Origin of the sequence: Actinomycetospora aurantiaca (assembly GCF_037401875.1) — a bacterium.
GTDB lineage: Bacteria > Actinomycetota > Actinomycetes > Mycobacteriales > Pseudonocardiaceae > Actinomycetospora > Actinomycetospora aurantiaca.
In genome coordinates this window covers 1-14644 of the sequence record NZ_JBBEGN010000021.1, presented here as the reverse complement: position 1 = coordinate 14644, position 14644 = coordinate 1, and the positions used below count along the sequence as shown (strand labels likewise).

Genomic DNA, 14644 nt, shown 5'->3' with positions numbered 1-14644 from the left:
GTTTGACGGTTCGTGATCCGACGGACGGTGCTCCCCGCCCTGACCGTGGTGGCGGCCCTCTCCCTGGCCGCGTGCGGCGGCTCCGGGGAGAACGCCCCACCCCAGACCGTCCGCGTCGAGCGGGCCTCGGTCTCCTCGGGCGTCGACTCGAGCGGCTCGGTCTCCGCCCTCGGCGCGACCAACCTCGGGTTCGCGACGGCGGGTCAGCTCACGTCGGTGCGGGTGAAGGTGGGCGACCGGGTGGAGCCCGGGGAGGTCCTGGCGACCATCGACGACTTCCAGGCACGGCAGGCCCTCAAGCAGGCCCAGGCGGGTCTCGCGGGGCAGGAGGCGCAGTACCGCCAGACCAAGGACGGCACCCAGGTCGGCGGCGCGCAGGACTCGCTGAACGCGGCCGCCTCGGTCGTCTCCGCCACCCAGCGCCAGGTCGACGCCACCCTGCGGGCCGACGACCAGGCCATCGCGGCCGCGCGCGCCGCGGTGCCGCAGGCGGAGGCGGGCCTGGCGCAGGCCCAGGCCCAGGCCGCGGCGGCCCAGAGCGGCTGCGTCGGGCCCTACGCGGCCGCGCCCGCCGCGCCCTGCCAGTCGATCACCGTCGCGCAGTACGCGGTGCTCCAGGCCCAGCAGGGAGTGCAGCAGGCCCAGCAGGCGCTGGTCCAGGCGAAGCAGAAGCGCGACGTCGACGCCGCCGCGGGCAAGCTGCAGGTCGCCAGCGCCCGGCAGGGGCAGGTCAGCGCGCAGAACGGCCTGGACTCGGCGAGCGCGTCGCGCCCGAACAGCCTCGACGCCGCGGCGGCCGCCGTCGACAACGCCCGGACCCAGGTCGAGATCGCCCGGCGCAACGTCGAGAACACCACGCTGCGGGCGCCCGCGGCCGGGACCGTCTCCGCGCTCAACGGCGCGGAGGGGGAGTACCTCTCGCCGAGCACCGGCACCTCGGCGCTGGCCCCCGGCTCGGACGCGACGATCCCGGGCGCCGCGCAGGCCGCCGGCGCCGCGGCCGGGGCGGCGGGCGCCGCGGCGTCGCCCACCCGGCCGGGCGGCACGCAGTTCCTGGTGCTGCAGAACGTGGCAGAGTTCCAGGTCGTGGCCCCGTTCCAGGAGGTCGACGCCGCGAAGATCGTCCCGCAGCAGTCGACCGTGGTCTCGCTCGACGCGATCCCCGAGCGCTCCTTCGCCGGCACCGTCCTGGCCGTCGCGCCCTCCGGCACGGCGCTCGGCGGGAGCATCGAGTACTACGTGACGATGGCGCTGACCGACACCGACCCGCGCATCCGCGACGGGCAGTCGGCCCGGGCGACGGTGGTGACGGCGACGTCGGACAAGCTGTCGGTACCGAACTCCGCGCTGCGCCGCGAGGGGAGCCGGACGGTCGCGACCGTGCTGGAGTCCGACGGTCGCCAGACCTCGACGCCGGTGACCACCGGTCTCGCCGGGGCCGACCGCACCGAAATCCTCGGCGGGCTCGCCGAGGGCCAGCAGGTCGTCATCGGTGGAGGACCGTCGTGAGCACCCCGCAGGAGACCGCCGACACGTCGACGGACGACACCGCCACCCCGGCCACCGGCACCGAGGAGCCGAAGAAGGGTCGCCGGCCGCTCAAGCGGTCGACGAAGATCGCCCTCGCGGTGATCGTCGTGCTGGCAGTCCTCGCTGCGATCGGGTTCACCGTCTCGTACTTCCTCGACGCGAGCCGGTTCGTCTCCACCGACAACGCGCAGGTCGACGGCACGCAGATCCCGATCGTGGCGCCGGCGAGCGGGACGCTGACCGGCTGGGACGTCGCGGTCGGCTCCGTGGTGCGCAAGGACCAGGTGCTCGGCCGGGTCGAGCTGCAGGGCGCGTACGTGCAGCCCCAGCTCCCGATCCGGGCGCCCGCCGACTCGACCGTCGCCACCACGAACACCGCGGAGGGCGCCTACCTCACCGCGGGCACCCAGCTGGCGATCGCCTACGACCCGTCCGACGTCTACGTGACCGCGAGGGTCGACGAGACCGACATCGACGACGTCCAGGTGGGCCGCCCGGTCGACTTCGCCGTCGACGCCTACCCGGGCCGGACCTTCCGCGGCTACGTCGACCAGATCCAGGGCGGGGCGGCCGCGGTGTTCTCGCCCTTCCCGCAGTCGAACTCCGGCGGGAACTTCCAGAAGGTCACCCAGGTCATCCCGGTGCGCGTCGGGATCACCGACATGCAGGGGGCCGACCTCATCCCGGGCATGAACGTCACGGTCGACATTCACAAGCCGGGGGAGTAGCGCCGAACCGCACCCACGGGCCGCCCCGGCCGATCATGCTGCGCTGGTGTCCGACGTCGCCGAGGAGCAGCATGACCGGTATGACCGAGCTGGTCGCGGGCGAGGCCTACACCGTCGACGATCTCGACGCGATGCCCGACGACGGGTGTCGTCGTGAGCTCATCGACGGGATGCTCCACGTGAGCCCTGCTCCGGGCTGGGCGCACCAGGAGATGGCCCTGAGCCTGTACGTGCTGCTCCGGGCGGCCTGCCCGCCCGACCTGAGGGTCCTGGCGGCACCGTTCGGAGTGCGGACGAGCCGGCACGACGACGTCGAGCCGGACGTCCTGGTCGCCCGCTACGCAGACCTGACCCTCGCGAACCTCCCCGTCGCCCCGGTCCTGGCGGCCGAGGTGGCGTCCCGCAGCACCCGGTTGTACGACCGCAACACGAAGCGCGCCCACTACGAGCGTCTCGGGGTGCCGTCGTACTGGCTCCTCGACCCGACCGGGCCCGGCCGCATCGAGGTGCTGGAGCTCGACGACGACGGGACGTACCGGCCGGCCGGCGAGGCCGCGGGGGAGGAGCCGCTAGCGGTCCGTCGCCCGTTCCCCGTCACCGTCGTACCCGCCGACCTGTTGGTGGGCCTCCAGCCACGCTGACCCGGTCACCGGATCCGGCGCAGGACGCGCTCCCGGACGTCGTCGGGCAGGGCGCCGAGCGCCGGGAGCAGGTCGGGGAGGAGCTCGGGGGCCGTCATGACGGCGCGGAACGCGAGTCCGATCGTCACGTCGTGGTCGGGGCGCTCGACGACGACCGGGTCGCCCGCCCGGACCTCGCCGGGCGTCACGACCCGCAGGTAGGCGCCCGGCACGGCCGCCGCGGTGAACTCCTTGACCCACCCCGCGCGCTCCAGCCAGGCCGCGAAGGTCCGGCACGGGATGCGGGGGACCGTCACCTGCAGGACCAGCGTGCTCCCGATCCGCCAGCGCTCGCCGATCCGCGCCCCGGTCACGTTGACCCCGCGGGTGGTGAGGTTCTCGCCGAACACCCCGTCGCGCAGCGGCCCGAGGGTCGGCTCCCAGGCGTCCAGGTCCTCGCGGGCGTAGGCGTACACCGCCTGGTCCGGTCCGCCGTGGTGGTCGACGTCGGAGATCGGGTCGCCGGCGAAGCCGCTGGCGCCCGCGCCGGGCACCCCGACCGCGACCGGCCCGTCGACCGGCCGCTTGTCGATCCCGGACCGGCCTGTCTTGGCCTCGATCGCCCGTATCCGCCCGACGTTCACCGACCCGATCGCACCCACCCGCCCGACGGTAGCCGCGACCCGTCGTCGGGAAGACGGTGTCGTGACGGACGTCGGTCGGGTGCGCGTGGGGACCTCCGGGTGGACCTACGACCACTGGCAGGGCGTGTTCTACCCGGACGGGCTCGCGAAGCGGCGGCGCCTGGAGTACCTGGCGACCCGCCTCGACGCGGCCGAGGTCAACGGCACCTTCTACTCGCTGCAGCGGGCGTCGTCGTTCCGCCGGTGGGCCGCGGAGACGGGGGAGGACTTCCGCTTCGCGGTCAAGGGCAGCCGGTACATCACGCACATGAAGAAGCTGCGCGGGGTCGAAGAGGCCCTCGGGCGGTTCCTGGCCTCCGGGCCGCTGGCGCTGGGGGAGAAGCTCGGACCGATCCTCTGGCAGCTGCCGCCGAACCTCGGGTGGGACGCCGCGCGGATCGGGGAGTTCCTGGCCGCGCTGCCGCGCAGCACCGGCCGGGCCGCGGCGCTCGCCGCCCCGTACGCGGAGCGGGTGCCGGACCCGTGCGTCGTCGCCGACGCCGACCGGCCGCTGCGCCACGCCCTGGAGGTGCGGCACCCGAGCTTCCGCGATCCCGACGTCGTGCGCCTGCTGCGGGACCAGGACGTGTCGCTGGTGGTGTCCGACGGGGCCGGCGAGTTCCCGATGCTCGACGACGTCACCGCCGACCCGGTGTACGTGCGCCTGCACGGCGACACCGAGCTCTACCGCAGCGGCTACGGGGAGCCGGCCCTGGAGACCTGGGCGACCCGGGTGCGGGCCTGGGCCGCGGGGGAGTCCCCGGTCTCGCCGCACACGGTCGCTCCGGACGACCCGGCGCGGCGGGGCCGGGACGTCTGGGTGTTCTTCGACAACGATGCCGCCGGCCACGCCCCGCGCGACGCCCTCGCACTGTCCGCGCGTCGCCATCCATGACGTGCGGCACGTCGCGCGGGCCGGTCGAGCAGGTGGGAGTCGCCACCGGTTAAGGTCGTCGTCCCTGGTTCAGTCGTGAGGCAGGCACGTCGCCGTGTCGTCCCCGCTGAGGAAACCAGGTGCATTCGAGGGATCTCATCGACTCGTCCGCGCGTCTGGCCCGAGAGCTGCTCGCGATCATCCACGACGAGCCCTCCACCATCGACCAGATCGCCGCCGGACTCGTCCGGGCCGCCACCGGGCTGCTGTCCGGCCACGGGGTGGCCGTGACCCTGTACGTCGACCGCGGTCGGACGGTCCGCGCCGGGAGCACCCCGACCGTCCAGGAACTCGCGGCGCTCGAGGCAAAGGTCGGCCGCGGACCGACCGTGCGGGCGGCGGCGACGATGAGCCCGCAGGAGTACGACGGGCTGTCGAACTCGACCCGCGACGCGTGGGAGGGCGCCCTGGAGCGGGCCGGCTACTGCAGCGTCCTCGCGGTCCCGATCGAGGTGGGGGGAGCGGCCGCCGGCACGGTCGCGGCGTACCAGCCGGGCATCCCGACGTTCGCCGACCGCGACCGCGCCTCGGCCCTGCTGTTCGCACAGCAGGCGGCGATCGTGGTCGAGGGCGGACGGCGGATCGTGCAGCTGCGCGACGCCGTCTCCAGCCGCGACGTCATCGGCCAGGCCAAGGGCATCCTGATGAACCGCTACGGCATCGACGACACGACGGCCTTCCGCCGGCTGGTCGAGGCCTCGCAGGACATGAACGTCAAGCTCGTCGACATCGCGCGCTGGTACGTGACCGACCAGGACGGCTCCACGCCGTCCCGTCCGTCCTGACCGTGTTCCATGGGTCGGTCCTGGCGGCTGCCACGTCTGCACCGTCAGGACCTGCACCGACTCCCCGCCCGGGCGATCGAACCGATGCCTGCGCCATGTACCCGACCCGACCGGGCGGCTAACGCACGATTCGCGACGCGGGTGCGGTGCCGCGCAGCCGTGCGTCGCACCGGCCGTTCGGGTAGGTATCTCCCCATGGCGACCGAGCGGGAGTGGCAGGCGGCCAGGCAACGGTTCGTGCGCGACGTCGACGGTGCCGGGGGAGGAGCGGGGGTGCTCGGGGAGGCGGTCTCCGATGAGCTGGGGCCGCTCGGCGACCAGTTCTTCACGCTCGCGCGCGACCTGTTCTCCGTGGCCCCCGAAGCCGGTGTCCTCGGGGTCGTGGAGCGGGTCGTCGAGCGGGCCCGCGAGCTCGCCCCGGGCGCGGCCATGGTCTCGGTGACGCTGCGGGAGCCGGACGGGAGCTTCCACACCCCGGTGGAGACCGACCCGCTCGCCACCGAGGCGGACCACATCCAGTACGACACCAGCGAGGGTCCGTGCGTGGAGGCCACGGCGACGTCGAGCTCCGGCATCACGTACTCGCGCGACCTCGCGCACGACCCCCGGTACCCGCGCTTCGGCCCGCGGGTCGCACGGCTCGGCCTGACGGCGGTCGTCGCGGCGGGGATGTTCCCCGAGGGGCAACCGCCGCGCCTGGGCGCCCTGAACTACTACTTCCGCTCCGCCGACCACCTCGCCGACGTCGATCAGGACGTCATGCTCCTGCTGGCCGCGCACGCGTCCGTGGCGCTGCAGGCCGCGCAGGACGTGGCGGCCAGCCGGCTCGAGACCGTCCAGCTCACCGAGGCGCTGCACTCGCGCGACGTCATCGGTCAGGCCAAGGGCATCCTCATGGAGCGGCGCGGTGTCGACGCCGACGGCGCGTTCGACATCCTGCGCCGGGCCAGCCAGGACCTGAACGTCAAGATCCGGGACGTCGCGACGACGATCGCCTCCCGGCGCGCGGAGCTGTAGGGGACCGGGGCCTCGGCGTAGGTCGGGGTCTCCTCGTTTGATCTGACATAATGTCGATTATCGGATCGACGGGACGACGAGCGACTTGCGTTCGAGCGCGCTCGAACTCCTAGCGTGCTCACCATGAGCCTTCCGACGACCTTGCTCGGCGACGGCCTCCACGTCAGTGCCCTCGGGTTCGGCGGGATGGCACTCTCCGACGTCTACGGCGCCACCGACCCGGACGACGGCGTCCGGACGCTGCACGCGGCCCTCGACGCCGGCGTCACCTTCCTCGACACGGCCGACGTCTACGGCACGCCCCGCGAGGGCACGACCGGCCCGTCCGGCACCAACGAGGAACTGATCGCCCGGGTCCTGGCCGACCGGCGCGACGAGGTCGCGCTGGCCACGAAGTTCGGCATCACCGGGCAGGTCGGCTCCGGGGTCACGCCGACCCGCGGCGACCGCGACTACGTGCGGCAGGCCTGCGAGAACTCGCTGCGGCGGCTCGGGATCGACACCATCGACCTGTACTACATGCACCGCCGCCAGCTCGACGTGCCGATCACCGAGACGGTCGCGGCGATGGCCGAGCTGGTCGCCGAGGGCAAGGTCCGCCACCTCGGGCTCTCCGAGGTGACCGCGACCGAGCTCGCCGAGGCCGCGGCGGTGCACCCGATCGCCGCGGTGCAGAGCGAGTGGAGCATCTGGTCGCGCGACATCGAGGCCCACGTGGTGCCGAGGGCGGCGGAACTCGGCGTCGGCCTCGTGCCCTACAGCCCGCTGGGCCGCGGCTTCCTCACCGGCACGGTCACCGCGGACCGCGTCGCGCAGACCATGCTGAGCAAGCAGCCGCGGTTCGCCGAGCACTTCGACGCGAACCAGACGGTGGTCGACGTCGTCCGCGAGGTGGCGGCCGAGCTGGACGCGACGGCGGCGCAGGTCGCCCTGGCCTGGGTCTACGCCCAGGGCGCCGCCTACGGCGTGCCGACGGTGCCGATCCCCGGCACCCGGTCCGCGCACCGCGTCGTCGAGAACGCGGGCGCGGTGTCGCTGCGGCTCTCGCCGGACCAGAAGGCGCGCCTGGACGCGGCGGCCGGCCTGGTGCAGGGCGGCCGGAACTTCTCCTTCGCCACCGACGACTGGATCTCCTCCGGCCGCGAGTGAGGCGCTACAGGGCGTCGAACCCGGCGATCAGCCACCGGTCGTCGGGACCGGGCTCCAGCACCACCCGCGCCGCGCGGGCGGCGGTCTCCCCCGGGCCGCCGTCGCGTGTGGTGGTCTGGGTGTAGAACACCAGGGTCTCAACGCGGTCCGGGACCGCGGAGACGACCGCGACCCGCTGGACGGCGGCCGTCGAGCCGATCCGTCCCTCGGTCGCCGCGGGAACCACCAGGCTGGCCACGATCGCCCGGTTCTGGTCGGCGAAGGGCCCGGTGGTGGCGGAGTCGATGCGGGCGGTGTCGGCGTCCAGCGTGCGCCAGTCGTAGGTGAGGAGCACCGGGGCGAGGGTGGTCGCCGCGGCCACCGCCGACGCGGCGCCGTCCTCGGTGCGCGCGCCCGTCGACACCGAGCGCACGAGCAGGCCGACGACGACGGCGAGCACGAGCACGACCCCGCCGAGGACCCCGACGACGAGGCGCGGGCGGGTCACGGCACCTCGGTCACGTCGGCCACCAGCCATCGTCCGTCGACGCGGGTCAGCGTGACCGCGGCCCGGAACGACCGCGGCACCGTCCCGCCGGCGACCAGCCCGACGGCGAGGACCCGGGCGTCGTCGTCCTCGAGCGACTCGAGCCCGACCGCTCGCACCACGGTCGAGGTCGGCACCGACGGGCGGGCCGCGACCCGGTCCCGCCACGGGCCGGTCGCGGACCCCGCGGCGCGTGCCTGCGCCGCCGGGTCCGACGACGCCGCGCCGAGGTCGACCAGGTGCGCGCGGGCGACGCCGACCGCGTCCGCGCGGTCGTCGGCCCGGGCGGACGCACGCGCGTCGAGCAGACCGAGGACCACGGCCGCCACCAGCAGCACTCCCCCCACCGCGAGCAGCACCGTGACGGGGCCGGACGGCCGTCGTCGTGCCGGGGTCATGGCGATGATCATGCCTGCCCGACGGCGCCGGGCGCAGCCCGAGCCGCACGAGGGGTGCGAAACCCGGCACGCAGACCACCGACACGCCGATGCGATACGTCTTCGGTACTAAGGCGACTCGACCATATGGGCTAGTGCATCAGTCCGTCCGGGCCGTGATCGTCCTGCCGCGGCCGACCACTGGTGCCGTTCGTCGCCGCAGGGCGACCGGTGGTGGTGCGCCACGGGCCCCGGCGGGTCGCCGGGCCTGCCACTGAGGCGACGCGAGGCGCCGTCGGCCGACGGGACCTTCCGTCGGCGCGTCGCCATCGGTCACGGTGTCATCACACGACGGCGTGGAGGCGAGACCGGTCCGGGGTCACCGATCGGGGCCCGTCTCGCGACGTGGGGTGATCGACGGGGGCGCCGGTCCAGCAGCGGCCGGTCGTCCGGATGATCATCGAGGGGGGTTCGGGGCACGGGTGGGCACGCGAGTGGAACAGCGGGACGCGGGGGCGGCGGCGCCGGGCGCGCGCTGGAGCACCCCGTGACGCCCGGACCCGCGTCCCGCGGGCACGGCCGCGACGCCCGCGAGCTCGCCCCCTTCCTCGACCGGCACGACGCGCTCCTCCAGCCGCGGGCGGCGATCCTCGGGCACGCCTACGGAGCCGGCGCGCACGACGTCTTCCTCCTGACCCGGGCGGCCCTGCACGACCGGTGGCCGCACCTGGCGACGGCCGGTGAGGACGTGCGCGCGCTGGAGCTCACCCTCCTGCTCGTGCGCACCGCGCGCAGCGTCGGCGGCCACGCGACGCCGGGCACGCACCGGCCCCGGCCGGCCGCTCCTCCCCCGCCGCGCGCCGTGCTCGCCGCGCGCGGCCTCGACCCGACGTGGCGCCACCCCGACCCGTGGCGGCTCCTGGCGGTCCCCGCGGCGCGTCCCCTGCGCGCGCTGGCGCACCTGGACCCGCTCGCCCGCGACCTCGCGGTGCTGCGCTGGCTCGACGTCCCCGCCGTCGACGCGGCGCCGGAGCTGGGTCTGCCCCCGCAGGAGTTCACCCGGTGCCTGGACGCGGCGGTGCGGCAGTGGGCGGCGGTCACCGCGGCCGCGGACGCCCGGTGAGCGGCGACCGGGTCGGCGACGACCCCCGTGAGCTGGACCGCCTGGTCGCCTCGGCCCTGACCGGCGAGCGCGGGGCCATGGACACCCTGCTGCGCATCCTGCGGCCCCTGGTGGTGCGCTACTGCCGCAGCCGGCTCGGCGGGTACGACCGCGTGAACGCGTCCCCGGACGACGTCGCCCAGGAGGTCTGCCTGGCGGTGCTGCGCGCCCTGCCCAGCTACCAGGACCAGGGCCGCCCCTTCCTGGCGTTCGTCTACGGCATCGCGCAGCACAAGGTCGTCGACGCGCACCGGTCGGCCGGACGCGACCGCTCGGATCCCGTCGACGAGCTGCCCGAGGAACAGGACGTCCACGACGGGCCGGAGCAGCACGCCGTCAACCTGTCCGACTCCGTGGAGATGGCCGCCCTGCTCGCGGAACTGCCGGAGAAGCAGCGCGAGGTGCTGCGGCTGCGCGTCGTCGTCGGGCTCTCCGCGGAGGAGACGGCCGAGGCGGTCGGCTCGACGGCGGGGGCGGTGCGCGTCGCCCAGCACCGGGCGCTGACGCGGCTGCGCCAGCTGATCGTCGAGCGCGACGGGCCGCCGGCCGTCGAGGAGCCGGACGACCGGCCGCGGCGCCGGGGCGGGTCGCGGGGCCCCCGTCGCGCGGCCGGTCGACACGGGACGCCCGAGCCGGCGGTGCCCCCGGTCCCCCGGCCGAGCGCGCCGGCCGACGGGATCGACTGGCACGCCGCACCGCGCACCGGCGACGTGGTGCTCGACCGGCTCCTGGACGCCGCGGACGCGCACGTGCTCTGGGCGACGTCCGAGGCGCGGGGCGGCGACGCGGGCGGGGGGCCGATGCGGGTCGCCGACCCCGGGGCCCGGCAGGGCGTGCTCGACGCCGAGGACGCCCGGATGGCCGAGGCGGCCCGCCGGTTCCGGGGTCAGTAGGCGGGACGCAGCGGGAAGCCGGAGCGACCCATGTCGTCGAGCTTGACGCCCAGGACCTGGTGGAGCTGGATGTTGTTCAGGTCGAACCCGACCGCGCACGCGGGCATGTAGAGCTTCCACACCCGGGCCCGGCCCTCCCCCGCCTCGGCGACGCACTCGTCCCAGTGCGCGTCGAGGTTGGCGCTCCAGGCCTTGAGGGTCTTCGAGTAGTGCTCGCGCAGGTTCTCCTCGTGCCGGATCTCGAACCCGGCCCCGTTCATCCGCGTGACGAGGTGCCCGATCGGGAGGAGCTCGCCGTCGGGGAAGACGTACCGGTCGATGAACGGGTCGGCGTGCGCGCGGTGGTGGGCGTCGGGCCGGGTGATGCAGTGGTTGAGCAGGCGTCCGCCCGTGCGCAGCTTCGAGTACAGGAACGAGAAGTAGCTCCGCAGCTGCGCCCGTCCGATGTGCTCGGTCAGGCCGATCGAGGCCACGGCGTCGAACTCGGTCTCGGCGACGTCGCGGTAGTCGCCGTGCCGGATCTCGACGAGGTCGGACAGCCCGCGCCGGGCGACCTCCTTCTGGGCCCACAGGGCCTGGTCGCGCGAGAGCGTGACGCCGAGCGCCTGGACCCCGTGGTGCTCCGCGGCGTGCATCGACATCTGTCCCCAGCCGCACCCGACGTCGAGCAGGCGCATGCCGGGCTTCAATGCGAGCTTGTCCGCGACCAGGGCGTGCTTGGTGTACTGGGCCTCCTCGAGCGAGGAGGTCTCCTCCGGGTAGGCGGCGCAGGTGTAGGCCATCGACGGGCCGAGCACCAGCTCGTAGAAGCGGTTCGAGACGTCGTAGTGGTGCGCGATCGCGTCGGCGTCGCGCGACTTCGAGTGCATGAACCCGGTCTGGCGGTGCTCCTCGGCCGGCGGCGCGAGGTGACGGTGGCGCAGCCGCACCGGGGCGAGGCGCAGCGCCATCTCGGCGAGGGTGCGCGGCGGCACGTCGGAGATGGTCAGCTCGCTCATCGCGGTGAGGGCGGTGTAGAGATCGCCGTCGACGTCCAGGTGGCCCGACACGAAGGACCGGGCGAGGCCGAGGGTGTTCGGCGACTGCGCGAGGTAGGCGAGGGCGGTCTCGCTCCGGACGTCCACCGTCGCGACGGAACCGCCGCGGGCCGGGGTCGAGACGCTGCCGTCGTAGGCGCGGACCGTGATCGGGGCGTCGGCCCCGAGCACCGGACGGAAGAGGTCCGCGACTGCTGCGCCCTTCATGGCTCCTCCTATGAGTTCACGACGCATTTGGTGTAGAGATCCGGCAGACGGTGGGCGGGGTCGTAGCGCTCCTTGAGGCGGCGGTATCCCTCGCCGCCGTAGAGCGCGTCGAACTCCTCGCGGGTGTAGCTCGCCGTCGAGTACAGCGACTTGTGGCCGTCGAGCTCCATGAGCTTCCGCTCGATGAGCCGGTTGTGGTGGTCCCGGGCCATCCCGGGCCGCAGCAGGGCGTCGGACCAGAAGCCGACGTTGACGTAGGTCCGGTGCGGCTCGAGCGGGTAGAGGGGCCAGGTGCGGTCCCCGCGCAGCTGCAGCGGGCAGACCCAGACCGGCGCGATGCCGATCTCGCGGTGGAAGAAGTCGAGGAACTCCGCGAGGTGCTCCCCCGGCACCTCGATGTCCTGGATGATCGGCTCGACGCCGGTCGCGCCGGTCGTCCTGGTCTGGATCCGCTCCGAGAAGCGGTAGCGGCGGTCGAGCGCGACGAGGCGGCGGTAGACGTCGCTGCGGCGGTACCGGGAGGGCCACACGCGCCGCACCCACGGGTGCTGCACCCCGAGCGCGCGCGAGCACCAGAACCAGTCGGTGTCCCAGCGCCAGAGGTAGTCGGCGATCGGGAGGAAGTCGGTGCTCCGCTGCTGGATCGAGCGGTAGTAGATGCCTTGCCCGGTGTAGTCCGACAGGTACGGCGCCTCGTCGACGAACCGGCCCAGGGTCAGGTACTGCTCGCCGGCGGAGAAGACGGTGCCGTCGAGGAAGTCCACCGCCTCGCCGTCGTGGGTCCGCTCGCGGGTGATGCGGGCGGTCGCCTCGGCCAACGAGGCGGCGTCGTCGAAGCGGAGGTGGCGCAGCGCGACGAAGGGCCGGACCGGCGCGAGCTCGATGGTCAGCGCCACGGCGTAGCCGAGGGTGCCGTAGGAGTTCGCGAGGCCGGCGTGCAGGTCGGCGTGCTCGTTGTCCGCGGTGGCGTGGACGATCTCCCCGGCCCCGGTGAGCACGTCCGCGGCCAGCACGGACTCGTGGGGCAGCCCGTCGCGGAACGACGTCGCCTCGATGCCGAGCCCGACGACGGCGCCGCCGAGGGTGATGGTCTTCAGCTGCGGGACCACCAGCGGCATCAGCCCGTGCGGGAGGGTCGCCGCGACCAGGTCCTCGTAGGTCGTCATCCCGCCGACGTCGGCCGTGCGGGCCTCGGCGTCGACGTGCAGGACCCGGTCCAGTCCGTCGACCTCGAGCCCGCCGGCGCCGTCCCGGAAGCGGAAGAGGTTGGACGTCTTCTTGTGCAGCCGGACCGGCGCGTCCGCCGGCAGCGCCGCGAGTCGCGCCCGGGCCGCGGCCACCGCCCGCTCGTGCGCCGACGCGGACCCGATCTCCGTCGCAGTGCTCGCCTCGGCCACGGCACCGGAGACTATGCCTGGTCACGGGCGCGGGGCACGGGACTCGACAGTGGGATCCTTCACCGCGGGGACACAGGCAGGATGGGTGCCGTGGGCGAGCTGAGGACGTACCGGGACAAACGGGACCCCGGCCGGACGCCCGAGCCGTTCGGGGAGGTCGGCGGGACCGACACCGACGCGGGCGGGCGGTTCGTGATCCAGGAGCACCATGCCCGCCGGCTGCACTACGACGTGCGCCTCGAGCGCGGCGGGGTCCTGGTGTGCTGGGCCGTGCCCAAGGGGCTCCCGGACTCCCCCGGGACTCCGCGGCTCGCGGTGCACACCGAGGACCACCCGGTGGAGTACCTCGACTTCCACGGCGAGATCCCCGCCGGCGAGTACGGCGGCGGCAGCATGACGATCTGGGACTCCGGGACCTACGAGACCGAGAAGTGGCAGGACGACGAGGTCGCGGTCACCCTGCGCGGGGAGAAGGCCGACGGGCGGTTCGTGTTCTTCCGGCCGAAGCGCAACGAGGATCCGAAGGACTGGCTCGTCACGAAGAAGACCGACGACCGGGGCGAGCGCAGCGACGGGAAGGCTGCGAGCACGGCGAAGGCGTCGGAACGCAAGGACGTGCAGTCGCCGCGGGTGTCGGTCGGCGGGCGGGCGCTGAAGCTGTCCAACCTGGACAAGGAGCTGTACCCGGGCACCCCGAAAAACGCGGTGATCGACTACTACGCCCGCGTCGCCGACACGGTCCTCCCCCACCTCGCGGGCCGGCCGCTGACCCTGCGCCGCTTCCCGGACGGTATCGACGCCGAGTCGTTCTACGAGAAGAACGCCGGCCGCAACGCCCCGTCGTGGCTGCGGACGGTCGTCGTCCCGACCCCCGGGTCGTCGAAGGGGTCCTCGACCGCGGAGTTCGTCGTCGTCGAGGAGCTCGCGACGCTGGTCTACCTCGCGAACCTGGCCGTGCTCGAGCTGCACGTGCCGCAGTGGCGGGTTCCCGACGGGAGCCGTGGCGGGGACGACGAGGACGTGCGGCTCCCGCCCGACGAACTGGTGTTCGACCTCGATCCCGGCCCCCGCACCGGTCTGCTCGAGTGCTGCGCGGTGGCGCTCCGGGTACGGGACCGCCTGCACGACGACGGGCTGGAGCCGGTGGTCAAGACCAGCGGGTCCAAGGGCATGCAGATGACGGCCCCCGTGGCGGTGGACGACCCGGGCCGCACCTCGGAGTACGCCCGGGCGATCGCCCAGGAGCTGGCCCGCGAGACCCCGGACGAGGTCACCGCCGTGATGGCGAAGGACCGCCGGCCGGGCAAGGTGTTCATCGACTGGTCGCAGAACAACATCGCGAAGACGACCGTGGCGCCCTACTCGCTGCGGGCGCGGGCCGCTCACGGCGCACCGACCGTGTCCACCCCGCTGACCTGGGCCGAGGTGGCGGCGTGCGAGGACCCGGAGACTCTCGTGTTCTCCCCCGCGGACGTCCTCGCGCGCATCGCCGAGCACGGCGATCTCTACGCTGGGGCCCTCGCGGAGGGCGTGGAGCTGCCCTGACGGAGTGCCCTGTCGCGGGTGACCGGCGCTCCCCCGCTGCCTTGTCGTGGTGAT

The 14644-nt window shown here is 74.1% G+C and carries 14 protein-coding genes and 1 pseudogene; 10 read left to right on the top strand and 5 right to left on the bottom strand.

Annotated features, from left to right (window positions below):
* Positions 1–12 precede the first annotated feature (12 nt).
* The 3 genes from WCD74_RS26255 (at position 13) to WCD74_RS26245 (ending at position 2899) form a co-directional block, all read left to right on the top strand.
* Positions 13–1509 carry an efflux RND transporter periplasmic adaptor subunit gene (locus WCD74_RS26255; RefSeq protein WP_337697857.1) on the top strand — a complete coding sequence of 499 codons (1497 nt, stop codon included), beginning with the start codon at positions 13–15 and terminating at the stop codon, positions 1507–1509.
* On the top strand, positions 1506–2258 hold the full coding sequence (locus WCD74_RS26250) for an efflux RND transporter periplasmic adaptor subunit (protein ID WP_337697856.1): 753 nt from the start codon (positions 1506–1508) through the stop codon (positions 2256–2258). The genes WCD74_RS26255 and WCD74_RS26250 overlap by 4 nt, the downstream gene beginning before the upstream one ends.
* A gap of 80 nt (positions 2259–2338) precedes the next feature.
* Entirely contained in the window at positions 2339–2899 is a 561-nt protein-coding gene (locus WCD74_RS26245) for a Uma2 family endonuclease (protein WP_337697855.1), read from the top strand.
* Between the two features lie 5 nt (positions 2900–2904).
* Here the strand turns inward: WCD74_RS26245 and WCD74_RS26240 are convergent, their stop codons facing one another.
* A complete protein-coding gene (locus WCD74_RS26240) occupies positions 2905–3540 on the bottom strand; it encodes an MOSC domain-containing protein (RefSeq protein WP_337697854.1) in 636 nt (211 codons plus the stop codon).
* Between the two features lie 43 nt (positions 3541–3583).
* Here WCD74_RS26240 and WCD74_RS26235 point away from each other — a divergent pair, with 43 nt between their 5' ends.
* The 4 genes from WCD74_RS26235 (at position 3584) to WCD74_RS26220 (ending at position 7446) form a co-directional block, all read left to right on the top strand.
* Positions 3584–4456: a DUF72 domain-containing protein gene (locus WCD74_RS26235; RefSeq protein ID WP_337697853.1), complete on the top strand. Its 873-nt coding sequence runs from the start codon at positions 3584–3586 to the stop codon at positions 4454–4456.
* A 119-nt stretch (positions 4457–4575) separates the two neighbouring features.
* Positions 4576–5280 (top strand): GAF and ANTAR domain-containing protein, encoded by a 705-nt coding sequence (locus WCD74_RS26230; RefSeq protein ID WP_337697852.1) that lies wholly within the window; start codon positions 4576–4578, stop codon positions 5278–5280.
* 195 nt (positions 5281–5475) lie between these two features.
* Positions 5476–6297 carry a GAF and ANTAR domain-containing protein gene (locus WCD74_RS26225; RefSeq protein ID WP_337697851.1) on the top strand — a complete coding sequence of 274 codons (822 nt, stop codon included), beginning with the start codon at positions 5476–5478 and terminating at the stop codon, positions 6295–6297.
* Positions 6298–6420: 123 nt separating this feature from the next.
* The gene (locus WCD74_RS26220; RefSeq protein ID WP_337697850.1) at positions 6421–7446 is read left to right on the top strand and encodes an aldo/keto reductase; all 1026 of its coding nucleotides are present in this window, start codon (positions 6421–6423) and stop codon (positions 7444–7446) included.
* A 4-nt stretch (positions 7447–7450) separates the two neighbouring features.
* Here the strand turns inward: WCD74_RS26220 and WCD74_RS26215 are convergent, their stop codons facing one another.
* Positions 7451–7933 carry a hypothetical protein gene (locus WCD74_RS26215; RefSeq protein ID WP_337697849.1) on the bottom strand — a complete coding sequence of 161 codons (483 nt, stop codon included), beginning with the start codon at positions 7931–7933 and terminating at the stop codon, positions 7451–7453.
* On the bottom strand, positions 7930–8370 hold the full coding sequence (locus WCD74_RS26210; protein ID WP_337697848.1) for a hypothetical protein: 441 nt from the start codon (positions 8368–8370) through the stop codon (positions 7930–7932). Before WCD74_RS26210 ends, WCD74_RS26215 begins: the two co-directional genes overlap by 4 nt.
* A gap of 526 nt (positions 8371–8896) precedes the next feature.
* Here WCD74_RS26210 and WCD74_RS26205 point away from each other — a divergent pair.
* Both WCD74_RS26205 and WCD74_RS26200 read left to right on the top strand, forming a co-directional pair.
* Positions 8897–9472 (top strand): hypothetical protein, encoded by a 576-nt coding sequence (locus tag WCD74_RS26205; RefSeq protein WP_337697847.1) that lies wholly within the window; start codon positions 8897–8899, stop codon positions 9470–9472.
* A pseudogene (locus WCD74_RS26200) lies at positions 9469–10047 on the top strand (sigma-70 family RNA polymerase sigma factor); the annotation flags it as partial. The gene WCD74_RS26205 and the pseudogene WCD74_RS26200, both read left to right, overlap by 4 nt.
* 350 nt (positions 10048–10397) lie before the next feature.
* Here the strand turns inward: WCD74_RS26200 and WCD74_RS26195 are convergent.
* The gene (locus WCD74_RS26195; RefSeq protein WP_337697846.1) at positions 10398–11648 is read right to left on the bottom strand and encodes a class I SAM-dependent methyltransferase; all 1251 of its coding nucleotides are present in this window, start codon (positions 11646–11648) and stop codon (positions 10398–10400) included.
* An 8-nt stretch (positions 11649–11656) separates the two neighbouring features.
* Positions 11657–13045: an FAD-binding oxidoreductase gene (locus WCD74_RS26190; RefSeq protein ID WP_337697845.1), complete on the bottom strand. Its 1389-nt coding sequence runs from the start codon at positions 13043–13045 to the stop codon at positions 11657–11659.
* Positions 13046–13135: 90 nt separating this feature from the next.
* Here WCD74_RS26190 and ligD point away from each other — a divergent pair, with 90 nt between their 5' ends.
* On the top strand, positions 13136–14590 hold the full coding sequence (gene ligD, locus WCD74_RS26185; protein WP_337697844.1) for a non-homologous end-joining DNA ligase: 1455 nt from the start codon (positions 13136–13138) through the stop codon (positions 14588–14590).
* Positions 14591–14644: the final 54 nt, after the last annotated feature.